Source organism: Leclercia adecarboxylata, from assembly GCF_006171285.1.
Classification (GTDB): domain Bacteria; phylum Pseudomonadota; class Gammaproteobacteria; order Enterobacterales; family Enterobacteriaceae; genus Enterobacter; species Enterobacter barmai.
This window is the reverse complement of the sequence record NZ_CP040889.1, coordinates 3,106,375-3,129,346: the sequence shown is the minus strand read 5'-3', so window position 1 is coordinate 3,129,346 and position 22,972 is coordinate 3,106,375. Positions and strand designations below refer to the sequence as shown.

General features: G+C 58.6%; 19 protein-coding genes. 6 read left to right on the top strand and 13 right to left on the bottom strand.

The window, feature by feature from the left end:
- The first annotated feature begins 21 nt into the window (after positions 1-21).
- Both acpH and FHN83_RS16670 read left to right on the top strand, forming a co-directional pair.
- A complete protein-coding gene (acpH, locus tag FHN83_RS16675) occupies positions 22-603 on the top strand; it encodes an ACP phosphodiesterase (RefSeq protein ID WP_139564425.1) in 582 nt (193 codons plus the stop codon).
- A 127-nt stretch (positions 604-730) separates the two neighbouring features.
- Positions 731-1,333: a peroxiredoxin C gene (locus tag FHN83_RS16670; protein ID WP_032616797.1), complete on the top strand. Its 603-nt coding sequence runs from the start codon at positions 731-733 to the stop codon at positions 1,331-1,333.
- A gap of 50 nt (positions 1,334-1,383) precedes the next feature.
- On the opposite strand, the gene FHN83_RS16665 is transcribed toward FHN83_RS16670, so the two are convergent.
- The 7 genes from FHN83_RS16665 to phoB all read right to left on the bottom strand — a co-directional run bounded on the left by FHN83_RS16665 (position 1,384) and on the right by phoB (position 12,701).
- Positions 1,384-2,778 carry a DUF3999 domain-containing protein gene (locus tag FHN83_RS16665; RefSeq protein ID WP_139564424.1) on the bottom strand — a complete coding sequence of 465 codons (1,395 nt, stop codon included), beginning with the start codon at positions 2,776-2,778 and terminating at the stop codon, positions 1,384-1,386.
- Entirely contained in the window at positions 2,775-5,414 is a 2,640-nt protein-coding gene (locus FHN83_RS16660) for a DUF2339 domain-containing protein (RefSeq protein ID WP_139564423.1), read from the bottom strand. The genes FHN83_RS16665 and FHN83_RS16660 overlap by 4 nt, the downstream gene beginning before the upstream one ends.
- A gap of 148 nt (positions 5,415-5,562) precedes the next feature.
- Positions 5,563-7,380: a maltodextrin glucosidase gene (gene malZ, locus FHN83_RS16655; RefSeq protein ID WP_139564422.1), complete on the bottom strand. Its 1,818-nt coding sequence runs from the start codon at positions 7,378-7,380 to the stop codon at positions 5,563-5,565.
- A 131-nt stretch (positions 7,381-7,511) separates the two neighbouring features.
- Entirely contained in the window at positions 7,512-8,885 is a 1,374-nt protein-coding gene (proY, locus tag FHN83_RS16650) for a proline-specific permease ProY (RefSeq protein WP_139564421.1), read from the bottom strand.
- 80 nt (positions 8,886-8,965) lie between these two features.
- Complete coding sequence (brnQ, locus tag FHN83_RS16645) at positions 8,966-10,285, bottom strand: branched-chain amino acid transporter carrier protein BrnQ (protein ID WP_039031481.1); 1,320 nt, start codon at positions 10,283-10,285, stop codon at positions 8,966-8,968.
- Between the two features lie 409 nt (positions 10,286-10,694).
- On the bottom strand, positions 10,695-11,990 hold the full coding sequence (gene phoR / locus FHN83_RS16640; protein WP_039031480.1) for a phosphate regulon sensor histidine kinase PhoR: 1,296 nt from the start codon (positions 11,988-11,990) through the stop codon (positions 10,695-10,697).
- A 21-nt stretch (positions 11,991-12,011) separates the two neighbouring features.
- Positions 12,012-12,701, bottom strand: coding sequence for a phosphate response regulator transcription factor PhoB (phoB, locus tag FHN83_RS16635; RefSeq protein WP_139564420.1), 690 nt, complete (start codon positions 12,699-12,701; stop codon positions 12,012-12,014).
- A 194-nt stretch (positions 12,702-12,895) separates the two neighbouring features.
- Here phoB and sbcD point away from each other — a divergent pair, with 194 nt between their 5' ends.
- Positions 12,896-14,101: an exonuclease subunit SbcD gene (gene sbcD, locus FHN83_RS16630; protein WP_139564419.1), complete on the top strand. Its 1,206-nt coding sequence runs from the start codon at positions 12,896-12,898 to the stop codon at positions 14,099-14,101.
- Positions 14,098-17,229 carry an exonuclease subunit SbcC gene (gene sbcC, locus FHN83_RS16625; protein ID WP_139564418.1) on the top strand — a complete coding sequence of 1,044 codons (3,132 nt, stop codon included), beginning with the start codon at positions 14,098-14,100 and terminating at the stop codon, positions 17,227-17,229. Before sbcD ends, sbcC begins: the two co-directional genes overlap by 4 nt.
- 94 nt (positions 17,230-17,323) lie before the next feature.
- Here the strand turns inward: sbcC and mak are convergent, their stop codons facing one another.
- The gene (mak, locus tag FHN83_RS16620; protein ID WP_176556499.1) at positions 17,324-18,229 is read right to left on the bottom strand and encodes a fructokinase; all 906 of its coding nucleotides are present in this window, start codon (positions 18,227-18,229) and stop codon (positions 17,324-17,326) included.
- Positions 18,230-18,353: 124 nt separating this feature from the next.
- Between mak and rdgC the strand changes: the two genes are divergently transcribed.
- The gene (rdgC, locus tag FHN83_RS16615) at positions 18,354-19,265 is read left to right on the top strand and encodes a recombination-associated protein RdgC (RefSeq protein ID WP_039031486.1); all 912 of its coding nucleotides are present in this window, start codon (positions 18,354-18,356) and stop codon (positions 19,263-19,265) included.
- A gap of 45 nt (positions 19,266-19,310) precedes the next feature.
- Here rdgC and ppnP read toward each other — a convergent pair whose 3' ends face one another.
- From ppnP to FHN83_RS16590, 5 genes are all read right to left on the bottom strand, one after another.
- The gene (ppnP, locus tag FHN83_RS16610) at positions 19,311-19,595 is read right to left on the bottom strand and encodes a pyrimidine/purine nucleoside phosphorylase (RefSeq protein ID WP_039031475.1); all 285 of its coding nucleotides are present in this window, start codon (positions 19,593-19,595) and stop codon (positions 19,311-19,313) included.
- 72 nt (positions 19,596-19,667) lie between these two features.
- On the bottom strand, positions 19,668-20,345 hold the full coding sequence (locus tag FHN83_RS16605; protein ID WP_139564416.1) for an AroM family protein: 678 nt from the start codon (positions 20,343-20,345) through the stop codon (positions 19,668-19,670).
- Between the two features lie 225 nt (positions 20,346-20,570).
- On the bottom strand, positions 20,571-20,762 hold the full coding sequence (gene yaiA / locus FHN83_RS16600; protein ID WP_039031473.1) for a protein YaiA: 192 nt from the start codon (positions 20,760-20,762) through the stop codon (positions 20,571-20,573).
- A gap of 46 nt (positions 20,763-20,808) precedes the next feature.
- Positions 20,809-21,333, bottom strand: a complete 525-nt coding sequence (gene aroL, locus FHN83_RS16595) for a shikimate kinase AroL (protein WP_139564415.1) — start codon at positions 21,331-21,333, stop codon at positions 20,809-20,811.
- A 274-nt stretch (positions 21,334-21,607) separates the two neighbouring features.
- Positions 21,608-22,066, bottom strand: a complete 459-nt coding sequence (locus tag FHN83_RS16590; RefSeq protein ID WP_139564414.1) for a YaiI/YqxD family protein — start codon at positions 22,064-22,066, stop codon at positions 21,608-21,610.
- 86 nt (positions 22,067-22,152) lie between these two features.
- On the opposite strand from FHN83_RS16590, the gene proC reads away from it, so the two are divergent.
- Entirely contained in the window at positions 22,153-22,962 is an 810-nt protein-coding gene (gene proC, locus FHN83_RS16585) for a pyrroline-5-carboxylate reductase (protein ID WP_039031470.1), read from the top strand.
- The last annotated feature ends 10 nt before the right edge of the window (positions 22,963-22,972 follow it).

The window sequence follows — 22,972 nt, the reverse complement described above, 5'->3', positions numbered from 1 at the left end:
TCGCTTCGGATAACGAATCGCATGAATTTTCTCGCTCACCTGCACCTCGCCCATCTCGCTGACAGCTCCCTTTCCGGCAATTTGCTGGCCGACTTCGTGCGCGGCAACCCTGCTGAGGATTACCCCGCCGACGTCGTGGAGGGCATTTTCATGCATCGCCGGATCGATGTTCTCACCGACAATCTGCCCGAAGTGAAAGAGGCCAAAGAGTGGTTCCGCCCGGAAACCCGCCGGGTAGCACCCATTACGCTGGATGTGATGTGGGATCACTTTGTCTCCCGCCACTGGGCGCAACTCTCCCCCGAGATGCCGCTGCCGGCGTTCGTGCGCTATGCCCATGCCCAGGTGGCGATTATCCTGCCCGACTCTCCGCCGCGCTTTGTGAATCTGAACAACTATCTGTGGTCGGAGCGCTGGCTGGAGCGCTACAGCGAGATGGATTTCATTCAGCGGGTGCTCAACGGCATGGCCAGCCGCCGCCCGCGTCTCGACGCCCTGCGCGACTCCTGGCAGGATCTGGACGCCCATTACGACGCGCTGGAGCAGCGCTTCTGGCAGTTCTATCCCCGGATGATGGAGCAGGCGAAGCATAAGCAGCTTTAATATAAATGTGATTGATAGGTAAAAGCTGGGTTAACGATTGTCAGCGCCTCTTTGTCTTTAGGACGAACACTCTCTATACTGGCCCGCGTTGCGTTCTAAATAACCTTAGTAATCACAGGAGAATCATATGGTTCTGGTAACTCGTCCGGCTCCGGATTTTACAGCAGCAGCCGTTCTGGGCAGCGGTGAAATCGTTGAAAACTTCAACTTCAAGCAGCACACCAACGGTAAAGCGACCGTTCTGTTCTTCTGGCCAATGGACTTCACCTTCGTTTGCCCGTCTGAGCTGATCGCGTTCGACAAGCGTTACGAAGAATTCCAGAAGCGTGGCGTGGAAGTGGTTGGCGTCTCCTTCGACTCTGAGTTTGTACACAACGCATGGCGTAACACCCCTGTCGACAACGGCGGCATCGGTCCAGTGAAATACGCAATGGTTGCGGACATCAAACGTGAAATCCAGCAGGCTTACGGTATCGAACATCCGGACGCTGGCGTTGCACTGCGTGGCTCCTTCCTGATCGACGCGAACGGCATCGTTCGTCACCAGGTTGTGAACGATCTGCCACTGGGTCGTAACATCGACGAAATGCTGCGTATGGTTGACGCGCTGCAGTTCCACGAAGAGCACGGTGAAGTGTGCCCGGCTCAGTGGGAAAAAGGTAAAGAAGGTATGGCAGCCTCTCCGGCAGGCGTTGCTAAATACCTGACCGAGAACGTATCCAGCCTGTAATCGGCACGGTTTACGAGAAAGGCCCGCAGATGCGGGCCTTTTTTATGCCGTTAAGCCGCCCCGTCTTTTTTCACTTCCCGCCAGATACGCCAGGCCATCAGCGCCAGCGCTCCAACCCCGAGCAGCAGCGCGCCCCACACCAGCAGCGTTTTCCAGCGTGCCTGTTGCTCGGCAACCGAGGTCGCCGTCAGTCGTTCTTCGCCGCCCAAAGTGACGTCCTCTTGCGCCAGCGCCCGCGGCAGCGCGTTTACCGGGTGGGTGTTACGCAGCGATGCCGGGATCAGCATATCCAGCCCAATGTCTGCCTTCTGTGCCGCCCGGTTTCCCCAGGCCAGCATATAGGGGCCTTTGCCCTGGGCATTGAACACCAGCTGATAGCTGTCGCGCGCGCCGCTCATCTCAGGCAGCGTCTCGGGCAGGCGGGTATTGATGGTCACCATCCGCACCGCTTCAACCGGCTGACCGGAAAGCAGGATATCGTCCGAACGTTTACCATCCAGCTGGTAGAGCACGGTTTTGCTCAGCGGCTGCCAGGGCTCTTTTTCGCCACTGCGCCAGCTCAACTCCACCGGCAAGACCCCTTCATGTGACAGGGTGATCCTGAGCGAAGTCAGCGGCTGCGGCTTTTTCCAGCGCCAGACGACCTGGTCATCGCCCGCTTTTTCGGCCCGGGCAGCGATCACCACGCGTTCAGGTTCCGGCTCGCGGCTATCGGTAATGGCGCTGACGCCGTTCAGGGCCAGCGCCGGGCTTTGCGAATCGAGGATCACCAGCAGGTATCGCGTCCCTTCCCCGGAGAGCATCAGACGGGCGCTGATGGTATCCATCTTCAGCCGATCGTTGTCACGGGTCAGATCCATCAGAGGCGCATCTTCCTGCACCTGTCGCCAGTAGCGGAGATCCTCGCTGGCATAGACCGACGCTTTCCCCTGCCAGTTACCCGGCGGCGTGTTCCAGTTCAGGCGCAGTTGCGCCAGATAAAGCGGATCTTTTCTCTCCTCGGGCAACGTCAGTAGATAACTCTGGCCGAACCTTTTTACCTCGTCGCTTTCCAGATGGATTTCAATCCCGCTCCTGGAGCGTAAAACAACGGATGCCGACCCCTTTTCCTGCTGTTCAGCCGACGAGACCGGCGCCCTGTCCAGCGGGAAAAGCCGCAGATCCACCGTTTCTGGCGCCACCGGCTGCTGTTTTTGCACGTCGAGCGCAAAGGGCACAGCGTCACCCCGATGGTTAAAGACCCGCACATCACGCAGGTCCAGCCAGGCCGTGGTCTGATAGACCGCCTGGGGCAGCGCAACGCGATACCAGGGCGATGCGTCGACCGTTCCAAGCGACATCCCCGTGGCGTAATCCTGCGGCGTTTCCCCTGCCTTATCGTTGCCCGAGGCCGCCCCGGCGGCACTGAACAGCACGCCCCATAACACCGCTCTCATCCATTTCATTTTGCTTCTCCTGCTTTTGGCGGTAACGGGGAGAAATACCCGACGATTAACACCAGAATAGCCACGCCGATAAACGCGATTGCCCGCGCCAGCCCGCCGCCGCCCGCGCTGTCCACCAGCATCAGTTTCACAATTACAATTCCCAGCAGCACCGCGCCGCACAGCCACTGGTGGCGGGAGTGACGCCGGGTGGCATGGAGCATCACCACCAGCGCCGCCAGCATCCAGACCAGCGCAAAGCAGGTCTGCACCAGCCGCGAATGCCACAGCGCGTCCGCGTCCCAGGCAATTTCTCCGTACCAGGCCAGGGCCCGCAGCAGCATGCCGTTCAGCCACCAGCAGCTCAGGGCGAGCAAGGCGACAACCGGCCAGGGGCGGGAGACCGCGATATAGACCGGGAAGTAGCGCAACGCCGCGCGATACAGCATCACCAGCCCCAGCAACGCCAGGGCCGCCCCCTCCTCCAGCGGATTGATTAACGGCAGCCAGGTCTGACGATAAACCACGCCATCCTGGAAGTTGCTCAGCACTAACAGGCCTGTCAACGCCGCCGCGACCGGCAGCATCGCCTGTACCCCATACAGCGCAGGCCAGACGCGGAATGGCCAGATGTTTCGCCCCACCGCCTCGTTAATCAGGAAGATCGCCAGGCCACCCGCCGCCATCATCAAGCCGCTTCCCCAGGCCGCCATGCCCCACGGCAGATCGCGTGCAAACCAGAAAAGCTCCATCGCCAGCGCCAGCAGAACCATCCAGAAAAGCGACAAATGCGCAATCCTGGACAGCCGCGGCGGCAATGCCGCTCCGTCGCGCCAGAGCAGCGCCACCGCCGCGGGTAACGCAACACACCACGCCAGGTTCGACCAGCCGGCAGCGAAGATCTGCTGCTGTGATATCTGGTACAGCAGCACCACCAGCATCATGGGCCACAGCAGCCATTTACTGTGATCCAGCGCCTGCCACGCCAGCCGCCCCGCAACGCCGCGCCAGCCCCAGACCGAGATCGCCAGCAACCCCAGCACGCCCGCCATCACCCGTGAGTCATTGTTCAGCACCCACTGCGATGCGCCCGCCAGCGCGACCAGCCAGAAAAGTAGTCCGCCTGCGAGAAGCCCCAGGCTGACCTGAAGCTGGACCGCACGCCACAGCCATGCCCCCGCCAGCCAGCACAGGCTGAGAACCGCGAAGATCAGCATCAGAGACAGCGGCACCGTGCCATTTACCTGCGCCCAAACCGCGCTGCACAGCGCCAGAACCAGCAGCGCCGTGCCGCTGTACGTCATGCGTCGCTGGTGCTGCTGTACCCCCAGCCAGAGAATCCCCAACCCTTCCAGCGCCCAGGCCATCGACGTCCAGCGCGCCGAGAGCGCCAGCGGGATAGCGAGGGTGATAAAGGCGCCGCCAAGCGCCAGCGCAGCCAGGACCAGCGGTTTCCCCAGCGAAGGGTAGCGACGCAAGGCCAGCCAGGCTAATGCGACATAGAAACCGCCGTACCCCAACGCGCTGAGGGCTGGTCCATACTCCCAGTGCCGGGTAATGGCGTACTGCATGCCAAAGCCCACCAGGGGCGGCGCAAACAGCAGCACGCCATCAATAAGTTGTTTCCCCTTCTCCTGCGCACGCAGCGACAGCGCCACGCTCAGCACGCCGAAAAGGATCGTATTTGCGATCAGGAACAGCTGACAGCTCAGGTAGTACGCGGGCTGGTAAGCATTTGCTCCCCATAATGCCCCGACGCCAAAGGTGAAGGCCAGGCCGAGCAGATTCAGCTCCCGCCAGTGCTGCCAGATGCTGATGGCAAGAATGCCCACGGAAAGCAGAAGATAAAACGAGAACAGCGCCACGTGGTTGCCGCTGCCGCTGGAGAGAAGCAGCGGCGCCAGATAACCGCCGAGGCTTGCCAGCATCGCCAGACTGAGCGCCTTTTGTAAAATCGCCAGCCCCACGCTCGCGGCACAAATCACCACCAGCAGCGCAAACGCCAGGGTCATCGGCAGCATTTGCCACAGGCGGAACGCGCCAAAAACGGTGAGATAGAGCGCGCCTGTCGCGCCCCCCTGTAATATCAGGGCATAAACCGGCTGTTTATGACGTAATCGCCAACCTGTCGCCAGCAGCACAAGAGCAAACAGCGCGGCCGCGACGAGACGTAATTCCAGAGGGAAGAGTGAATGTTCAACCGTATAGCGCAGCAGGAATGAGAGGCCGAAGAACAGGAGCAAAATACCGAGCTTCGCCAGCGGGTTACCCTGCATAAACCAGCGTACCAGCGAGGTAACCATGCCGCCAAGGGCAGAAGGCTCCGGGTCTTTAGTGACCGCGTTAACAGGGTCTGGCTCCCGGGCAGCGGGTGCAGGCTTCGCCCGGGAGAGCCAGGGATCGGCAGGCTCGGGCACAACGGCGACGACGACCGGTTCCGGGGCCACAAGTGTCGGCGCAGTTGTCACCGCTTCAGCCTGCGGCATCGCAGGTTTTTCTGCCACGCCGCGCTGTTCAAGCTCCTCAAGACGGCGGCGCAGAACCGTTAGCTCAAAGCGAAACGCCGAGGTGCGGTTAAGGGCGACAATCGCGAGGATCGGCACCACCACCCCCACGAACAATAAAACAATGCAGCCAAAGATCAGTAGCTCATCCATGTTTCCACCTTCCACCGTATATGGGTTACGCAGATTGACACAAATTGTTGCATTTCCGCTATCTCTGACTGTAAAACTAGTCGCTTTTCAGAAATTCTTCCCACCCGAAAAGCAGGCGGCAGGCGCTCAGCACCTGCCGTACAGCAAATTAATTACCGAACCAGACGCAAGCCGAGATCGCCGGGAGCGACAGCACGCCGTCCTGCGCCACGCCTTTCCCCTCTTTCAGCTGCCACTGCTTAACGTTGAGCAGCGGCGAATCGTCCATCACCACTTCACAGGCATCGCCCCGGTTAATGGCCACCAGCACCCGCTGCTGGTTGTAGACGCGCATAAACACCACCACGTTGTCGTGGGCGTACACTACCTGACAGCCGCCGTAGCGCAGGGCCTGATTCTGCTTGCGCAGCCTGATTAACCGCTGGTAGAGCGCCAGCAGGGTTTTGTCCTGTTTTTCATCCTCCCACGGGAAGGTCTTCCGGCAGAACGGATCGTTATTGCCGTCGAGCCCCACCTCATCGCCATAGTAAATACACGGCACCCCAGGCCAGGTGAACAGCCAGGTGATGGCCAGCGGCAGGCGGGCGACATCTTTGCCGAGCAACGACTTAAAGCGGGCGGTGTCGTGACTGTCGAGCTGGTTAAACATGCGCAGCTGCTGCTGATGGGAAAGGCTGGCGCGGTAGTTATCCATCCATCTCATGCAGGTTTCCGCATCAATCTGCTGCGGATCGTAGGAGATATCGGTATTGGCGAGGAAACCCCACAGCGGGAAGGTGAAGCCGCGATAGTTCATCGCCGAATCTTCTGCATCAGCCTGTAACCACTGGCGGGCGTCGCCAAAATGTTCACCAAAGACGAAAGCCTCTGGATTGGCCTCTTTTGCCGAACGGGTGATCCCGGTGACGTGCTGCAGATTATGGCGCGCCCCGCCGCCTTCGCCGAGCATGTGCACCACGTCCAGCCGCCAGCCATCCATGCTCCACGGCGCTTTCAGCCAGTGACGAACAATGCTGTCCTCGCCGCCGTAGATCTCATCCACCACCCCGGACGACTGATAATCCAGCTTCGGCAGGCTGGCGTAGCCCAGCCAGTCGAGGGCGCGGCCCTCGTCGTCAAAGCTGTACCAGTCCCGCTGGGCCGAGTCCGGGTTATGGCAGGCCCCGCCCGTCCCCCGGTTGTGGCGGTCGAACCAGGCGTGGGAATCACCGCTGTGGTTGAACACGCCGTCGAGGATCAGGCGCATCCCCTCCCGGTGGGTGTTCTCCCGCAGGCGTAACAGGGCGACGTCGCCGCCAAAGCGCTCGTCCACGTGGCGATAATCTTCGGTGTCGTATTTATGCACGCTGGGGGCGACAAACACCGGGTTGAGGTAGAGCGCCGTGACGCCCAGTTTTTTCAGATAGGGCAGCTTCTCGCTGATGCCGTCGAGATCGCCACCGTAAAACGTCGATCCCCCTGCCTGGGCGGTTACCGGCTCATCCCACTCCCGGAAGAGCGTCTCATGCCCCGCGGCATGGTGATGATAGGTTCGATCCAGTTCCGGGTTGCGCCGCTGGCTGCGGGCAAAGCGGTCCGGGAAGATCTGATAAAAGACCTGGTCGGCCACCCACTGCGGCCCGGCATCGGGGTAATCGACGGCAAACTGCTCCAGCCGCGCCGGTGGAAAACGGCTGAAACCCTGCGGGGTGAACCACAGCTGGCGGTTATGCCAGAGCATCTTAAAGCTGTAGCGGCGGCGCGGCTGCCCTTTCTCCACGTCGAGGGTGGCCCGCCAGGCCGTTACGCCGGGTTGCGGCTGGCTGCGCTGCTTCTGCATTTTCAGCGACGTCTCTTCATTATCGATTTCAGCGCGCAGCGTCACCCGCTCAGGCAAATTCTCGCCCGTCAGCCACAGCGTGATGACAAGTTTATCGTTGTTTTGCTTAACAAATGGGGCAACCGGCAGGTGCCATGCATTCAACATCTTTTATCCCCTTTCCCAGAAATGAGGTCACCTTGCCACAGGGTAGTTGATGTTCACTCCTCACGGAGAGGTTTATTGGGGGAGGAGGAAGGGGGAGGAGAAAAATGCCCGGCGTTTGCCGGGCATTGCTGTTACTGCACTTGCGCTAACTGACGCTCGCGGCGGCGTTTAAACACCCAGCCCACCAGCAGCAGCGCAATCCACGCAAAGCCGACATACAGCGAGATGCGGGTTTCCGGATGGTAACCAATCAGGCCGATAATAAAGACCAGGAAGATCAGGCCAGCAACGGTACTTGCCACGCCGCCCGGCACCTTAAACTTCAGCGCTTTTACCTCTTCCGGCGACAGACGGCGGCGGAAGCCAATCTGCGACATCAGAATCATGATCCACACCCAGACGGTGGCAAAGGTCGCCAGCGACGCAATCACCAGGAAGACGTTCTCCGGCATGATGTAGTTGAGGTAGACCGACAGCAGCAGCGCCACGGTCATCACCAGCACCGTCACCCACGGCGTACCGCGGCTGGAGGTTTTGGCGAATGCCTTCGGCGCACTGCCCTGCTCGGCCATGCCGTGCAGCATACGCCCCACGCCGAAGACGTCGGCATTGATGGCGGAAAGCGAGGCGGTCAGCACCACGAAGTTAAGAATGCTGGCGGCAAAGGTGATCCCCAGATGCTGGAACGTCAGCACGAACGGGCTGCCGTTGGTACCAACCTGGTTCCACGGGTAGATGGACATGATCACAAACAGCGTGCCCACATAGAAGACCAGGATACGCATCGGCACCGAGTTGATGGCGCGCGGGATGGACTTCTCAGGATCTTTGGCTTCACCGGCGGTAATACCGATGATTTCGATCCCGCCGTAGGCAAACATCACCATCTGCAGCGACATCACCATGCCTATCCAGCCGTTACTGAAGAAACCGCCGTTGCTCCACAGATTGTGGATCCCGGTCGGCTCTCCGCCGTTGCCGATACCCCAGATAATGATGCCGATACCGGCAGCAATCATGATGATAATGGTGGCGACTTTAAAGAAGGAGAACCAGAACTCCAGCTCGCCAAACACCTTCACGCTCATCAGGTTGATGGCGCAGATGATCAGCACCACGCTGAGCACCCAGATCCAGTGCGGCACGGTCGGGAACCAGACGCCCATATAAATGCCGAACGCCGTTACGTCGGCGATAGCGACAATCAGGATTTCGAAGCAGTAGGTCCAGCCGGTGATATAGCCAGCAAGCGGGCCTAAGTTTTCTTGCGCATAGCGGGAGAAGGAGCTGGCTGACGGGTTATGTACCGACATCTCCCCCAGCGCACGCATGATGATGTAAGCGGCAACACCGCCGATAAGATACGCCAGCAGAACGCTGGGACCGGCCATTTTGATGGCATCTGCCGAGCCATAAAAAAGACCAGTACCGATTGCAGAACCCAGCGCCATAAAGCGGATGTGACGGGCGCTCAATCCACGCTTGAGTTTGTTAGTGCTTTCCATTTGTTGTCATGCCATTTCAGACTAAAAAAAACAAAAAACCACGGGGCATTACGCCCCGTGGTTAAACATTCAGCCGTTGATTAGTGCGCGTTCGATGTAACCTGACGCCCTGCAGCACGATCCCAGATAATTGCCAGTACCAGTGCAACAACGGTAGGCATCAACCACGCCAGACCCTGTTCGGACAGCGGCAGACGCTGTGTCCAGGCAGGCAGAATGGCGCTGATAGCAGATGCCTTAATGCCGTCAAGCATACCAAAAAGCAGACTGATAAACATGGCCGGCGCGATAATTCGTGTGGAATTGTTCCACCAGCCGCGGGTGAAGCTCAGCACGACCAGCACGATGCACGGCGGGTAGATGGTGGTCAACACCGGAATGGAGACCTGAATCAGGTGGCTCAGACCGAGGTTCGACACCGCCATGGAGAAGCCGCCCAGGATAAACACCAGCGTGCGGTAAGAGAGCGGCACGTACTGGGCAAAGAACTCTGCACAGGCACAGGTCAGACCAACCGCCGTCACCAGACAGGCCAGGAAGATCAGGATAGCCAGCATCATGCTTCCCGCGCCACCAAAGGTGTGCTGAACGTACGCATGCAGGATTGCCGCACCGTTAGCGCCCTGGTCAACCAGCACGCTGCTGTCGGAACCGAGACGGAACAGCGCCAGATAGAGCAGCGCCAGCCCTGCGCCCGCCATCAGGCCAGCCCAGACGGTGTAACGGGTCAGCAGACGCGCTTCGGTCACGCCGCGGGAACGCGCAGCGTTAACGATCACGATACCGAACGCCATCGCGCCCAGCGTATCCATGGTCAGATAGCCGTTCACAAATCCGTTAGAGAATGCCGCATTCTGGTACGCTTCGGTCGCGGAGCTCAGCGGGCCGGCAGGCCAGATAATCGCCGCAACAGCCAGTACCACCAGCGCCAGGATCTTCATTGGTGCCAGGAAGTTACCCACGGTATCCAGCAGCTTGCCCGGATAGAGCGACACCAGAATCACGATGGCGAAGTAAACCAGGCTGTAGATAAACAGCGGCAGCGGGCCGTCGCCGGTCAGCGGGGCAATCCCCACTTCGAAGGAGACGGTCGCGGTACGCGGCGTCGCGAACAGCGGGCCGATCGCCAGGTAGCAGACCACGGCCAGCATCACCCCGGCCACCTTGCCAATCGGCGCGCTGAGGCTGTCAACGCCGCCGCCAACTTTCGCCAGCGCAACGACGGTCAGTACCGGCAGACCTACGGCGGTAATTAAAAAGCCAATAGCCGCCGTCCAGACGTGTTCACCCGCCTGTAAGCCAACCATGGGAGGAAAGATGATGTTGCCAGCGCCAACGAACAGCGCAAATGTCATAAAGCCCAGCGCGATGATATCGCGCGATTTCAATTGATGGGTCATAAAACCTTACTGCCTGTGGATGTGGTGTTGAAAACGTTGAATTTTTCGCTATCCGTTGCGGAACAAAACAGCGGAAAAAATGTGCAACCTCAGCGGGAAATGCTTTCCTACCGGCGTGGAGAAGAATAGTTTTTCGATTTACCACGCAAATACAGTCTGTCCGACGATATCAGGGGGGCAATTTAAACGCTTATAACGTTTAAAGGCAATATGGGATCTGAAAACCAGAACAATATGCCAGCCTGAAAGATGAGCGTGGAACATTACACCATTTATAAGAAAAACTCATGGCTAATCATGCGAACAAAAAAGCAACAGGCGTATAAAATTTACCCGCGCTTCGGTTGACTGCAAAGCAAACAGGCCAGCATACGCTGGCCTGTGGCAATATCTGATTACAGTGACGCCGTCAGGCGCTGTTACTGGCAATTAAACGTTCCGGGATCACGAAGCTGAAACGCGTGCTCTTACCCGGCGTACTGACGATATCGAGACGGCTGTCGTGGTGATTGATGGCATGCTTAACAATCGCCAGCCCCAGGCCGCTGCCGCCCGTCTGCCGGGAACGCGCTTTATCCACCCGATAAAAACGCTCGGTCAGACGAGGAATATGCTCCGGACCGATCCCCGGGCCATTGTCCTCAACGCTGAACTCCGCCCCCGTGGGCACATGCTGCCAGCGCACGGTGATGTGGGTCCCGGCGGGGGTATGATTCACCGCGTTATAGACCAGGTTCGAGATCGCGCTGCGCAGCTCGTCGTTACTGCCGCGCACTTTCAGGGTGTTATCCACCTCGAAGGTAAGCTGGTGCTGCTGCTGGCTTAAGGTCTGCGCTTCGCGCTCTAACATCCGCAGCATCATCGGCACATCGATCGTTTCATTCAGCGCCAGGGTCGGAGCCGCCTCAATGCGCGAGAGGGTCAGCAACTGCTTCACCAGGCCTTCCATGCGTTGCGTCTGCTCGCGCATGGTCTGCAGCGCTTTTTCCCGCGGCGCACCCTCCAGGGTCTGCTCCTGCATCATCTCCAGATAGCCCTGCAGCACCGTCAGCGGGGTGCGTAATTCGTGGCTGACGTTGGCGAAGAAGTTGCGCCGCGCCCCTTCGAGCTGGTGCATTTGCGTCACGTCGCGCGCCACCATCAGCCACTGTTTGTCGCTGTAGGGCATCACGCGGATCTCCAGATGACGACCGTTGTTGAGCACCAGATTATGCGGGCGGGTGAAGTCGCGTTTTTTCAGATACTGCGTGAACTCCGGATAACGCAGCAGGTTGAGAATGTTTTGCCCGTTATCATCCGGCCAGCGCAGGCCCAGCAGCTGTTGTGCCAGACCGTTGCACCAGAACATTGTTCCCTCTTCGGTGGTGAGTATCACCGCATCCGGCAGCGATTCCGCGCCGCTGCGAAAGCGTTTGATCAGACTGCCCAGCTCACGACGGCGTTTTTTATTACGCATCTGCATCTGGTGCAGGCCATACAGAAGAGGTTCCCAGCTTCCGCTGCCGGGCGGCGGCGTCATACTTCTGTCAACCCACAGCCACCATGACAGGCGGAGCAAATTCCAGAAATGCCAGATCAGCAGTCCTGTGACCGCTGCCAGTAAAAACCAGGGTAAATAACCGATTAAGGCCCCGAGGATCAGGGCCGGGATACAGCAAAGTATCAGTTCAAAACAGAGCCTTTTCCATGACAGACGTTCCAGCACGCGTCACACTCCTGTCATTGTTCAGAAACGGGTGGAGAAACGATAACCCGTGCCGCGGACGGTCTGTACCATGCGATCGTGACCGCTGGTTTCGAGTGCCTTACGCAAACGGCGAATGTGAACATCCACCGTTCGATCTTCAACATAAACGTTAGTGCCCCAGACATTATTGAGCAACTGCTCGCGGCTGTAGACGCGCTCCGGGTGGGTCATGAAGAAGTGCAACAGTTTGAATTCGGTCGGCCCCATATCAAGAGGGTTTTCACCGGTCATCACGCGGTGCGAGGTAGGATCCAGGCTCAGGCCCTGCATTTCAATCACCTCTTCCACCGCCATCGGTGAAATACGTCGCATCACGGCCTTAATGCGTGCCACCAGCTCTTTCGGGGAGAAGGGTTTGGTGATGTAGTCATCCGCGCCGGTCTCCAGGCCACGAACGCGATCTTCCTCTTCGCCACGGGCGGTTAACATCATCACCGGGATATCGCGGGTTAGCGCTTCACGTTTGATATATTTGATGAATTGCAGACCAGAGCCGCCAGGCAACATCCAGTCAAGCAGGATCAGATCGGGCCAGGGTTCGTTGAGCTGATTCACCGCGCTGTCGTAATCTTCGGCTTCTATCGGTTGAAAGCCATTTTGTTCGAGCACGAAACAGACCATTTCGCGAATGGGTGCTTCATCTTCTACGACCAGAATACGTCTCGCCATACTTAGCCCTGTCTTATTGAGGTTACATGTTTGTAATACGGCGTCATTATGCGTCAGATTTATGACAGATTTATGAAAAACGTACCCGCTAATAATGGCAAGCCGTTGTTTTATGGCAGCCCCGATTGTAACGGTTATCTTCGTCACCCTGAAAGTTTATAATCCCGCTAACCTTTTTTTGCCACGGATCTGTTATGCGCATACTTCACACCTCGGACTGGCATCTGGGACAAAATTTTTACAGCAAAAGCCGCGCCGCCGAACATGAAGCGTTCCTCAACTGGCTGCTTGAGACTGCGCAATCACAGGACGTCGATGCCATCCTGGTGGCCGGGGATATCTTCGATACCGGCTCGCCGCCGAGCTATGCGCGCGAGCTCTATAACCGTTTCGTGGTGAACCTGCAAAAAACCGGCTGCCATCTGGTGATAGTAGCGGGCAACCATGATTCCGTCGCCACGTTGAATGAATCCCGTGAGATCCTGGCTTTTTTGAATACCACCGTGGTCGCCAGCGCCGGCCATGCTCCGCAAATATTGAACAGACGCGACGGCACGCCCGGGGCGGTGCTGTGCCCAATCCCCTTTTTACGTCCGCGCGACGTGGTGCAGAGCCAGGCGGGTCTGTCCGGGACAGAGAAACAGCAGCAGCTGTTAAAAGCCATCACCCACTATTATGACGATCAATATACCCAGGCCTGCGCCCTTCGCGGCGACAGCGTGCTGCCGATTATCGCGACCGGGCATCTCACCACCGTCGGGGCCAGTAAAAGTGACGCGGTACGTGACATCTATATCGGTACGCTGGATGCCTTTCCCGCCCAGCATTTCCCGGCGGCAGACTATATCGCCCTGGGCCACATCCACCGGGCGCAGATGATTGGCGGCTGCGAGCATATTCGCTACTGCGGCTCCCCTATTCCCCTCAGCTTTGATGAAACCGGCAAAAGCAAATGCGTGCATCTGGTGAGTTTCGACCAGGGTAAGCTTAGCGCCGTCGAATCACTTGAGGTGCCCATTACCCAGCCGCTGGCGGTGCTGAAGGGCGATCTGGCGGCCATTACCGCCCAGCTTGAGCAGTGGCGCGGCGTGGAACAAACGCCGCCCGTCTGGCTGGATATCGAACTCACCACCGATGAGTACCTGCACGACATGCAGCGCAAGATCCAGAACCTGACGGAAGATCTGCCGGTGGAGGTGCTGCTGGTGCGCCGCAGCCGCGAGCAGCGCGAAAAGAGCCTGGCCAGCAGCCTGCGGGAAACCCTCAGCGAGCTGCGGGTGGAGGAAGTTTTTGAGCGCCGCCTCGCACAGGAAACCCTGGATGATGCCCAGCGTGCCCGGCTCAACGAACTGTTCAGCCACACGCTCCACGCCCTCAGCAATGAGGAGGATGACGCATGAAAATTCTCAGCCTGCGCCTGAAAAACCTCAACTCCCTCAAGGGCGAATGGAAAATCGACTTTACCGCCGAGCCTTTCCTCAGCAATGGCCTGTTTGCCATTACCGGCCCGACCGGTGCGGGTAAAACCACCCTGCTGGACGCCATCTGCCTGGCGCTCTATCACGAGACGCCGCGCCTGAATACGGTCTCGCAGTCGCAAAACGACCTGATGACCCGCGACACCGCCGAGTGCCTCGCCGAAGTGGAGTTTGAAGTCAAAGGGATCGCCTATCGTGCCTTCTGGAGCCAGAACCGGGCGCGTAACCAGCCGGACGGCAATCTGCAGGTGCCCCGCGTGGAGCTGGCCCAGTGTGAAGATGGCAAAATTCTGGCGGATAAAGTAAAGGACAAGCTGGAGCTGGTCGCCTCCCTGACCGGGCTCGACTACGACCGCTTTACCCGCTCAATGCTCTTATCTCAGGGACAGTTCGCCGCCTTCCTGAACGCCAAACCGAAAGAGCGCGCCGAACTGCTGGAAGAGCTGACCGGCACGGAAATTTACGGCCAGATTTCCGCTATGGTATTTGAAAAACATAAAGCGGCGCGCAGCGAGCTGGAGAAACGTCAGGCCCAGGCAGCCGGGGTGGTGTTGCTCAGTGAAGAACAGCAGCAGCAGCTTCAGCAAGGTTTGCAGGTACTTACTGACGAAGAAGCGCAGCTGCTGGCCCAGCAGCAGGCGCAACAGAAAGATTTTCAATGGCTTACCCGCCACGATGAGCTTGTGCGTGAGCAACAGCAGTCGATGGCAGCCCAACAGCAGGCGCAGCAGGCTCTGACCGACGCCATGCCCGAGCTGGAAAAGCTGCATCTGGCCCAGCCTGCGGCCCAGCTGCGTCCGCAGTGGGAGCGGCAGCAGGAGCAGCTTGCCCTTCTGTCGCAAACCGAGCAGCAGATGCAGGAGGTGAATACTCGCTTACAGTCCAGAGTGGAGCTGCGCTCGCGCATTCGCAACGGGGCCCTGCGCGCGCGCGATGAGCTGCAAACCGAACTGAACGCGCTCACCCAGTGGCTCACCGAACACGATCGCTTCCGCCAGTGGAGTCAGGAGATTGCCGGCTGGCGGGCGCACTTTACCCAGCTCAACCGCGACAAAACGCAGATGGCGACCCTGACCCGGCGTCTGACGGAGTTACGCCAGAAGCTGGCCGGATTACCGGAAAGCACGCTGACGCTCAGCGCGGAACAGGCCGCCGCTGAGATGGCGCTCCAGACCCAGTCCCGCGGGGCACGCCAGCGCCTGACCACCCTGCATGCCCGCTATCAGCCCCTGCAGCAGCGGTTGCGCCAGAATGGCGAAAGCGTGCAAAAGGCGCAGGGTGAACTGGCAACACTGAACGAAACCCTGACGCTGCGCCGTCAGCAGTACAAAGAGAAAAACCAGCACTATCTCGATCTCAAAACCCTGTGTGAGCAGGAAGAGAAGATCAAAAAGCTGGAAAGCTACCGGGCGGAACTGGAAGCCGGGAAGCCCTGCCCGCTCTGCGGCTCCACCGGGCATCCGGCGATTGCCCAGTACCAGGCCTTAGTGCTCACCGAAAACCAGCGCCGTCGGGATGCGATGGAAAAAGAGGTCGCCGCTCTCAAAGAGGAAGGCCTGCTGGTGCTCGGACAGGTGAATGCGCTCAATACTCAGCTTCAGCGAGAAACAAGCGAAGCGCAGACCTTCTCGCAGGAAGAGCAAGCGCTCACTAAAGAGTGGCTGGCGGTGTGTGGTTCCCTGAACGTTAACCTGAATATTCAGGAAGATATCGCTCCCTGGCTGGCTGAACAGGAGCAGTACGAGCAGCAGCTCCACCAGCTTAGCCAGCGTCTGACCCTGCAAAGCCAGCTGAACGAAGAGGAAGCCCAGGAACAACTCTACCAGCAGCAGCTTCTAGCAACGCGCGCTGCGATGGAAAACACGCTTGATGCCCTGTCGCTGGCGGTGCCGGAAGACGGTACAGAGGCAGCCTGGCTTGCTGAACGCGAAAAAGAGTCTCTGGCCTGGCAGGAGCGGCAGTCGCAGCATAACGCTCTGCGGGATCGCATCACTGCCCTGGCACCGCTACTGGATACCCTGCCGGAAACGGATCTCACGGAAGCGGAAAGCACCATCCCGGATAACTGGCGCGAGATCCACACCGAGTGCGTCTCCCTGCAAAGCCAGCTCGCCACGCTGCAACAGCAGCACAAGCTGGAAAGCGAGCGCCTGCAACAATCCCGGGCGCAGTTTACCGCCGCGCTGGCCGCCAGCGTCTTCAGCGATCGGGAGGCGTTTCTCGCGGCCCTGCTGGATGCCGGGACGGTTCAGCGTCTGGAGCAGTTGAAACACAGCCTGGAGAATCAGATCCAGCAGACCACGGCGCTGCTCCAGCAGGCCGGTCAACGGCTGAACGAACATCTGGAACAGCGCCCGGCGGGCCTGACAACGCAAGCCCCGGTTCTGCACGAGCAGCTCCAGCAGCTGGCGCTGAAGCTGCGGGAAAACACCACCCGTCAGGGGGAGATCCGCCAGCAGCTTAAGCAGGACAGCGACAATCGTCAGCACCAGCAGACGTTGATGCAGCAGATCGAAGAGGCGGCCCGTCAGGCGGATGACTGGGGTTATCTGAACTCGCTGATCGGTTCCAAAGAGGGGGATCGCTTCCGCAAGTTCGCCCAGGGCTTAACCCTGGACAATCTGGTGTGGCTCGCCAACCAGCAGCTGACCCGCCTGCATGGCCGCTACCTGCTGCAGCGCAAAGCCAGCGACGCGCTGGAGCTGGAAGTGATGGACACCTGGCAGGCTGATGCGGTGCGTGACACCCGCACGCTCTCCGGCGGGGAAAGTTTCCTCGTGAGCCTGGCGCTGGCGCTGGCCCTCTCCGATCTGGTAAGCCACAAAACGCAGATTGACTCGCTGTTCCTCGATGAGGGCTTCGGCACGCTGGATAGCGAAACGCTGGATACCGCCCTGGATGCGCTGGATGCGCTGAACGCCAGCGGTAAAACCATCGGCGTGATCAGCCACGTGGAGGCGATGAAAGAGCGCATTCCGGTGCAGATCAAAGTGAAGAAGATCAACGGGCTGGGGTACAGCAGGCTGGATAAGGTGTTTGCGGTGGAGTAGTTAAGGATGGGTGCTATCTGTTCCCCTCACCCTAACCCTCTCCCCATAGGGGAGAGGGTTAGGGTGAGGGGAACAAGCCGCACCAATGGCACCATCAGTGCGGCCACAGCCAGGCCGCGCCGCGCACGCCGCTGGAGTCGCCGTGCACCGCTTTGCGGATCGGGGTTTCGCATTCGCCGCCAAACACCCACTGCTTCACCAGTTGCGGAACGGTGGTATAGAGACGGTCAACGTTACTCATGCCGCCGCCCAGCACGATCACATCCGGGTCGAGAATATTCACCACGTGCGCCAGCGACTTCGCCAGCCGCATCTCGTAACGGCTGAGCGCCAGTTCGGCCACGGCGTCCTGCTCCTCCACCAGCCGCATGATCTCATTGCCTTTCAGCGGATGGCCGCTCAGACGACGGTAGTCGGTGGCAAAACCGGTGCCGGAAATAAAGGTCTCGATGCAGCCCTGCTTGCCGCAGTAGCACGGCACTTCGGCGCGGTACTTCAGTTCATCTTCATCCATCCACGGTAGCGGGTTGTGCCCCCATTCGCCTGCCGTGCCGTTGCCGCCGATATGGGAGCGGCCGTTAAAGGCTACGCCTGCCCCGCAGCCGGTTCCGATGATCACCGCGAATACAGTCTGTGCGCCCGCCGCCGCGCCGTCGATGGCCTCGGAGACCGCCAGGCAGTTAGCGTCGTTCGCCAGCCGGACTTCGCGGTTCAGGCGCTGGCTTAAGTCGCGGTCGAAGGGCTGGCCGTTAAGCCAGGTCGAATTCGCGTTTTTCACCACCCCGGTATAGGGCGAAATCGACCCCGGAATGCCCATGCCAACCGTGCCGGTCTGGCCGGTGGCCTTTTCGGCCATCTCCACCAGGTGGGCGATGGTTTCAATGGTCTGCCGGTAGTCGTCACGCGGGGTGGGCAGGCGGTGGCGGAACAGCTGCTCCCCCTGCTCGCCAAGGGCGATGACTTCTGTTTTGGTGCCGCCGAGATCAATACCAATTCGCACAGGACGTTCCTCATTATTTTGATTATCAACAGAGTAGAAGCCTGCTACCCGATTAGCAATGCAAGCGATGCGACAATTCGCTATCATGCCCGCTGAATTAAACGACAAGACCGTGGAAATTATCATGCTGTGGTTCAAAAATTTGATGGTTTACCGTCTCAGCCGCGATATCGAACTGCGCGCAGACGAGATGGAAAAACAGTTAGACCTTTACGCATTTACCCCGTGTGGCAGCCAGGACATGGCCAAAACCGGATGGGTTCCGCCTATGGGATCACAGAGCGATGCGCTGACCCACACCACCAATGGTCAAATCATCATCTGCGCGCGTAAGGAAGAGAAGATCCTGCCGACGCCGGTGGTGAAGCAGGCGCTGGAAGCCAAAATTTTCAAGCTGGAAGCCGAACAGGGGCGGAAGCTGAAAAAAACGGAAAAAGATTCGCTGAAAGATGAAGTTCTGCACTCCCTGCTGCCGCGCGCCTTCAGCCGCTTCAGCCAGACGATGATGTGGATCGACACGGTAAACGGCCTGATTATGGTCGACTGTGCCAGCGCCAAAAAAGCAGAAGACACCCTGGCGCTGCTGCGTAAAAGCCTCGGCTCGCTGCCGGTGGTGCCGCTGACGATGGAAAATCCAATCGAGCTGACCCTCACCGAGTGGGTACGCGGCAACAACGTTCCGCAGGGGTTCCAGCTGCTGGACGAAGCCGAGCTGAAAGCGATTCTGGAAGATGGCGGCGTGATCCGCGCCAAGAAGCAGGAGCTGGTCAGCGACGAAATCGCCGTGCATATCGAAGCCGGCAAGCTGGTGACCAAGCTGGCCCTCGACTGGCAGCAGCGTATTCAGTTCATGATGTGTGACGATGGCTCAATCAAGCGCCTGAAGTTTTCCGATGAGCTGCGCGATCAGAACGACGATATCGACCGGGACGACTACGCCCAGCGCTTTGATGCTGACTTCATTCTGATGACGGGTGAACTGGCGGCGTTGATTAAAAGCGTGGTGGAAGGATTAGGCGGCGAAGCACAGCGCTGATGCTTAATGCCAGAAATCGGAGCCGGGTTAACCCGGCTCTTTTTTTTACAGATAACGACACAGGTAGGATGAAGGTTCAGCAACCTGCAGATGGAATTCGCTGTGGCCGGGTACGTTGAAAACATCACCCGGATTATAGATTTTCCACTCGGTTTCACCCGGCAATAACACCTTCAGTGAGCCGCTGACTACGGTCATCTCTTCAGGTTGCGCGGTCCCGAAGGCGTACTCCCCTTCTTCCATTACGCCGACACTGGCGCGGCCAGTAATGCTGCTGCTAAAACCGATGGACTTCACTTTACCGGAAAAGTATTCATTACTCTGAAGCATGGACTGGTCCTTATTGTCGTTGGTTGTCAATCCAATATAGGGGTGACACTCCATGCCTGTCACGCAAAATCATCAGACCAGCAATTCCGAGGCCAGCCGGGCCACCAGCACGTTTGACAGCAGCACCGGCACATCCAGATTTTTTTGCAGTAAATCGCGGTGATGCTGATGGAAACCAAGACAGTCGAGCATCAGAACGTCCGCGCCGCGATCGAGCAGATCGCGTCCGGCGTCGATAAGTCTGGTTTCGCTGTCCCAGAAAGGGTTGGCTACGGCGAGGAGCGGCGCGTTGGACAGACCCTGCCACTTTTTCGACTGGTTCTCCAGCAGCTCATCCATCGGGACGATCACCCCCACCTGATGGCTGTCGACAATGGATCCGACCAGCGGGGGGATGATCCGCATCGGCTCAAGCAGGATCGCGTTGCGGGCGACAAGCCCGGTGATGGGGGCCGTGCTCATCAGCAGGATCACCTCATAATCCTGGTTATCGAGCACTTCAATCACGCTTTGCAGGCCTCGCTCGATCTTTGGCAGCGAGACGTGGCCCAGCTTACCGTCGCTGAGCAGAACTGGCAGCCGCGCCTGACCCCGTTCAGGGGCGTAGTCTTCCATGACCTCTTCCCGGCTCAGCGTACCGAGCAGACTGTAATGCGTTATCTGTTGTTCAGAAATATGCTCTGTTAAGAGCGGTAATATTTCGCTTACCGGGACTACCCCAATCGTGAGGATCGCCAACGTCGCCTTCATTGTTCTCGCCTTTCTTAACCATCACTACCGTGACACAGATACAGGCTCACTTCGCTGTTCAGAAAAAGTGCTGAAAAGCGTAGCAGCACTTTAGGGTGCTGGAATGTAAAGATCCGCGAGCCTGACACAATGTGTCTGTAAACCCTGAACATTACCCTCCGATTCATGTTTACGCTTTGTTAAAAATGTGATTACCGTACAGTTCTTTATGCTTTCAGATTTTTATCAGGACTTATCGGGGTCTTCGTAACGGACTTTGGCATCCTGCGCTTCCTGCTCCGTTTCATGCTCGCTGATGAGCGAATCCGGTTTCGGGTGGTCGGCGCGCAGCTGATACCAGGTTACGGTCTGGCCCGTCGCACCTTTTTCAACGGCAACGATACGGGCTTCACGCGGATAGGGAGGTCTGGTTGGCATAGTTCATCCTTTTTTTGGTTGGCTGAACTATCAGTATAGACATCAGTTAGCTGGCGCATGCCAGATGCAGCGCAGCGACGATATTTTGCACCACGTCTCCAGGCGCAAGCGATGCGTCCACCACATGATGCGCGGCTTCGCGATAGAGCGCGTCACGCTCTGCCAGCACCGCGCTCACCTCTTCGCTGATGGGTTTGCCGGTCAGGGTTGGACGCTGTCCCTCTTCCGGGGAGGCTTCAAGGCGCTCCACCAGCACCGGGACGGGGGCGCAAAGGTAAATCACAATGCCCTTTTCGCGCATAAACTGCCGGTTGTAGGCAGACAAAATAATGCCGCCGCCGGTAGCGATAATGCCGGAGCCCGCCGTTACCGCTTCGAGAGTGGCCGTCTCACGGGCGCGAAAACTCTCCCACCCTTCCTGCTCAACAATGTCGGCGATGCTCTGACCGGCCTGGGTCTGCAGCCAGTGGTCGGTATCGACAAATTCACTCTGGCACAGACGAGCCAGTTCAAGACCGACGGTGGTTTTGCCACAGCCGCGGGGGCCAATTAAAAAAATAGGCTGGGTCATGACCAGGTGTTCCCCTTGATGCCGCAGACGTGCGGGACGTGAAGTCGAAAAGAGTGCAATGATACCATTAAGCTAGTACACACGTTAACCGTAAAAAAATTATTACATCAGGCGTGACTTTTAACTGACATTTCAGTCAACTCCAGAAATATCAAGGAAAGAACCTGTAAAGAAATGATGGCACTAGCCGGTGCGCCCACCTTACCTGAACCCACCCGCCGTTGACAACCCCGGACTGGGGTAATAATGACCAAAACATATGTCGCAGTGATGATTAACCCTGGCGGCGCTTCACTTCCAGCAGCCATTTATCCAGTTCGGCGGCAAACTGCTGCCTGTCGCGCTGAGACAGGCTATCCGGCCCGCCGGTCTGCACGCCGCTGGCGCGCATGGTGTCCATAAAATCACGCATCGTCAGCTTTTCGCGGATGGTGGACGGGAAATAACGTTCGCCGCGCGGGTTGAGGGCTGCCGCCCCTTTCTCCAGCACTTCCGCCGCCAGCGGAATGTCGGCGGTGATCACCAGGTCTTCCGCGCTGCACAGGCGCACGATTTCGTTATCGGCCACGTCAAAACCGGCCGGAACGCGCAGGGAGCGGATAAAGCGGGACGGCGGCACGCGCAGGTTCTGATTCGCCACCAGGGTCAGCGGCATCTGAACGCGCTCGGCGGCGCGAAACAGGATCTCTTTAATCACATTGGGACACGCATCGGCATCCACCCAAATCGCCATCTTCTCTCTCCGGCATATAATGCTGCGTAACAAAACCTGATAGGCTAAAGTTCGACAATCATAACAAAGTTTAAGAGGGAGACGTGATGGAGAAGAAAATCGGTTTTATCGGCTGCGGTAATATGGGCAAAGCCATTCTCGGCGGACTGATTGCCAGCGGTCAGGTGCTGCCTGGTCAGATTTGGGTCTACACCCCGTCACCGGACAAGGTCGCCGCCCTGCACGACCAGTACGGGATCAACGCTGCGCAAAGCGCCCAGGAAGTGGCGCAGGTGGCCGATATCGTCTTCGGGGCGGTGAAGCCGAACATGATGGTCAAAGTCCTGAGCGATATCACCTCCAGCCTCAATAAAGAGACCCTGGTGGTCTCAATCGCGGCAGGCGTCACCCTCGACCAGCTGGCGCGCGCCCTGGGCCACGACCGTAAAATCGTCCGCGCGATGCCAAACACGCCGTCGCTGGTGAAAGCGGGCATGACCTCCATCACCCCTAACGCGCTGGTGACGACGGAAGAAGTTGCCGATGTGGTCAATATTTTCCGCTGCTTCGGGGAAGCCGAAGTAATTGCCGAGGCGATGATCCACCCGGTGGTGGGCGTCAGCGGTTCGGCGCCCGCCTACGTGTTTATGTTTATCGAAGCGATGGCGGATGCGGCGGTGCTGGGCGGGATGCCGCGCGCGCAGGCTTATAAGTTTGCTGCGCAGGCGGTGATGGGTTCAGCCAAAATGGTGCTGGAGACCGGCAAACATCCTGGCGAACTGAAGGATATGGTCTGCTCACCGGGCGGCACCACCATCGAAGCGGTGCGGGTGCTGGAAGAGCGCGGATTCCGCGCAGCCGTCATTGAAGCCATGAATAAGTGCATGGAAAAATCAGAGCTGCTGAGCAAATCCTGATCCATAGCCG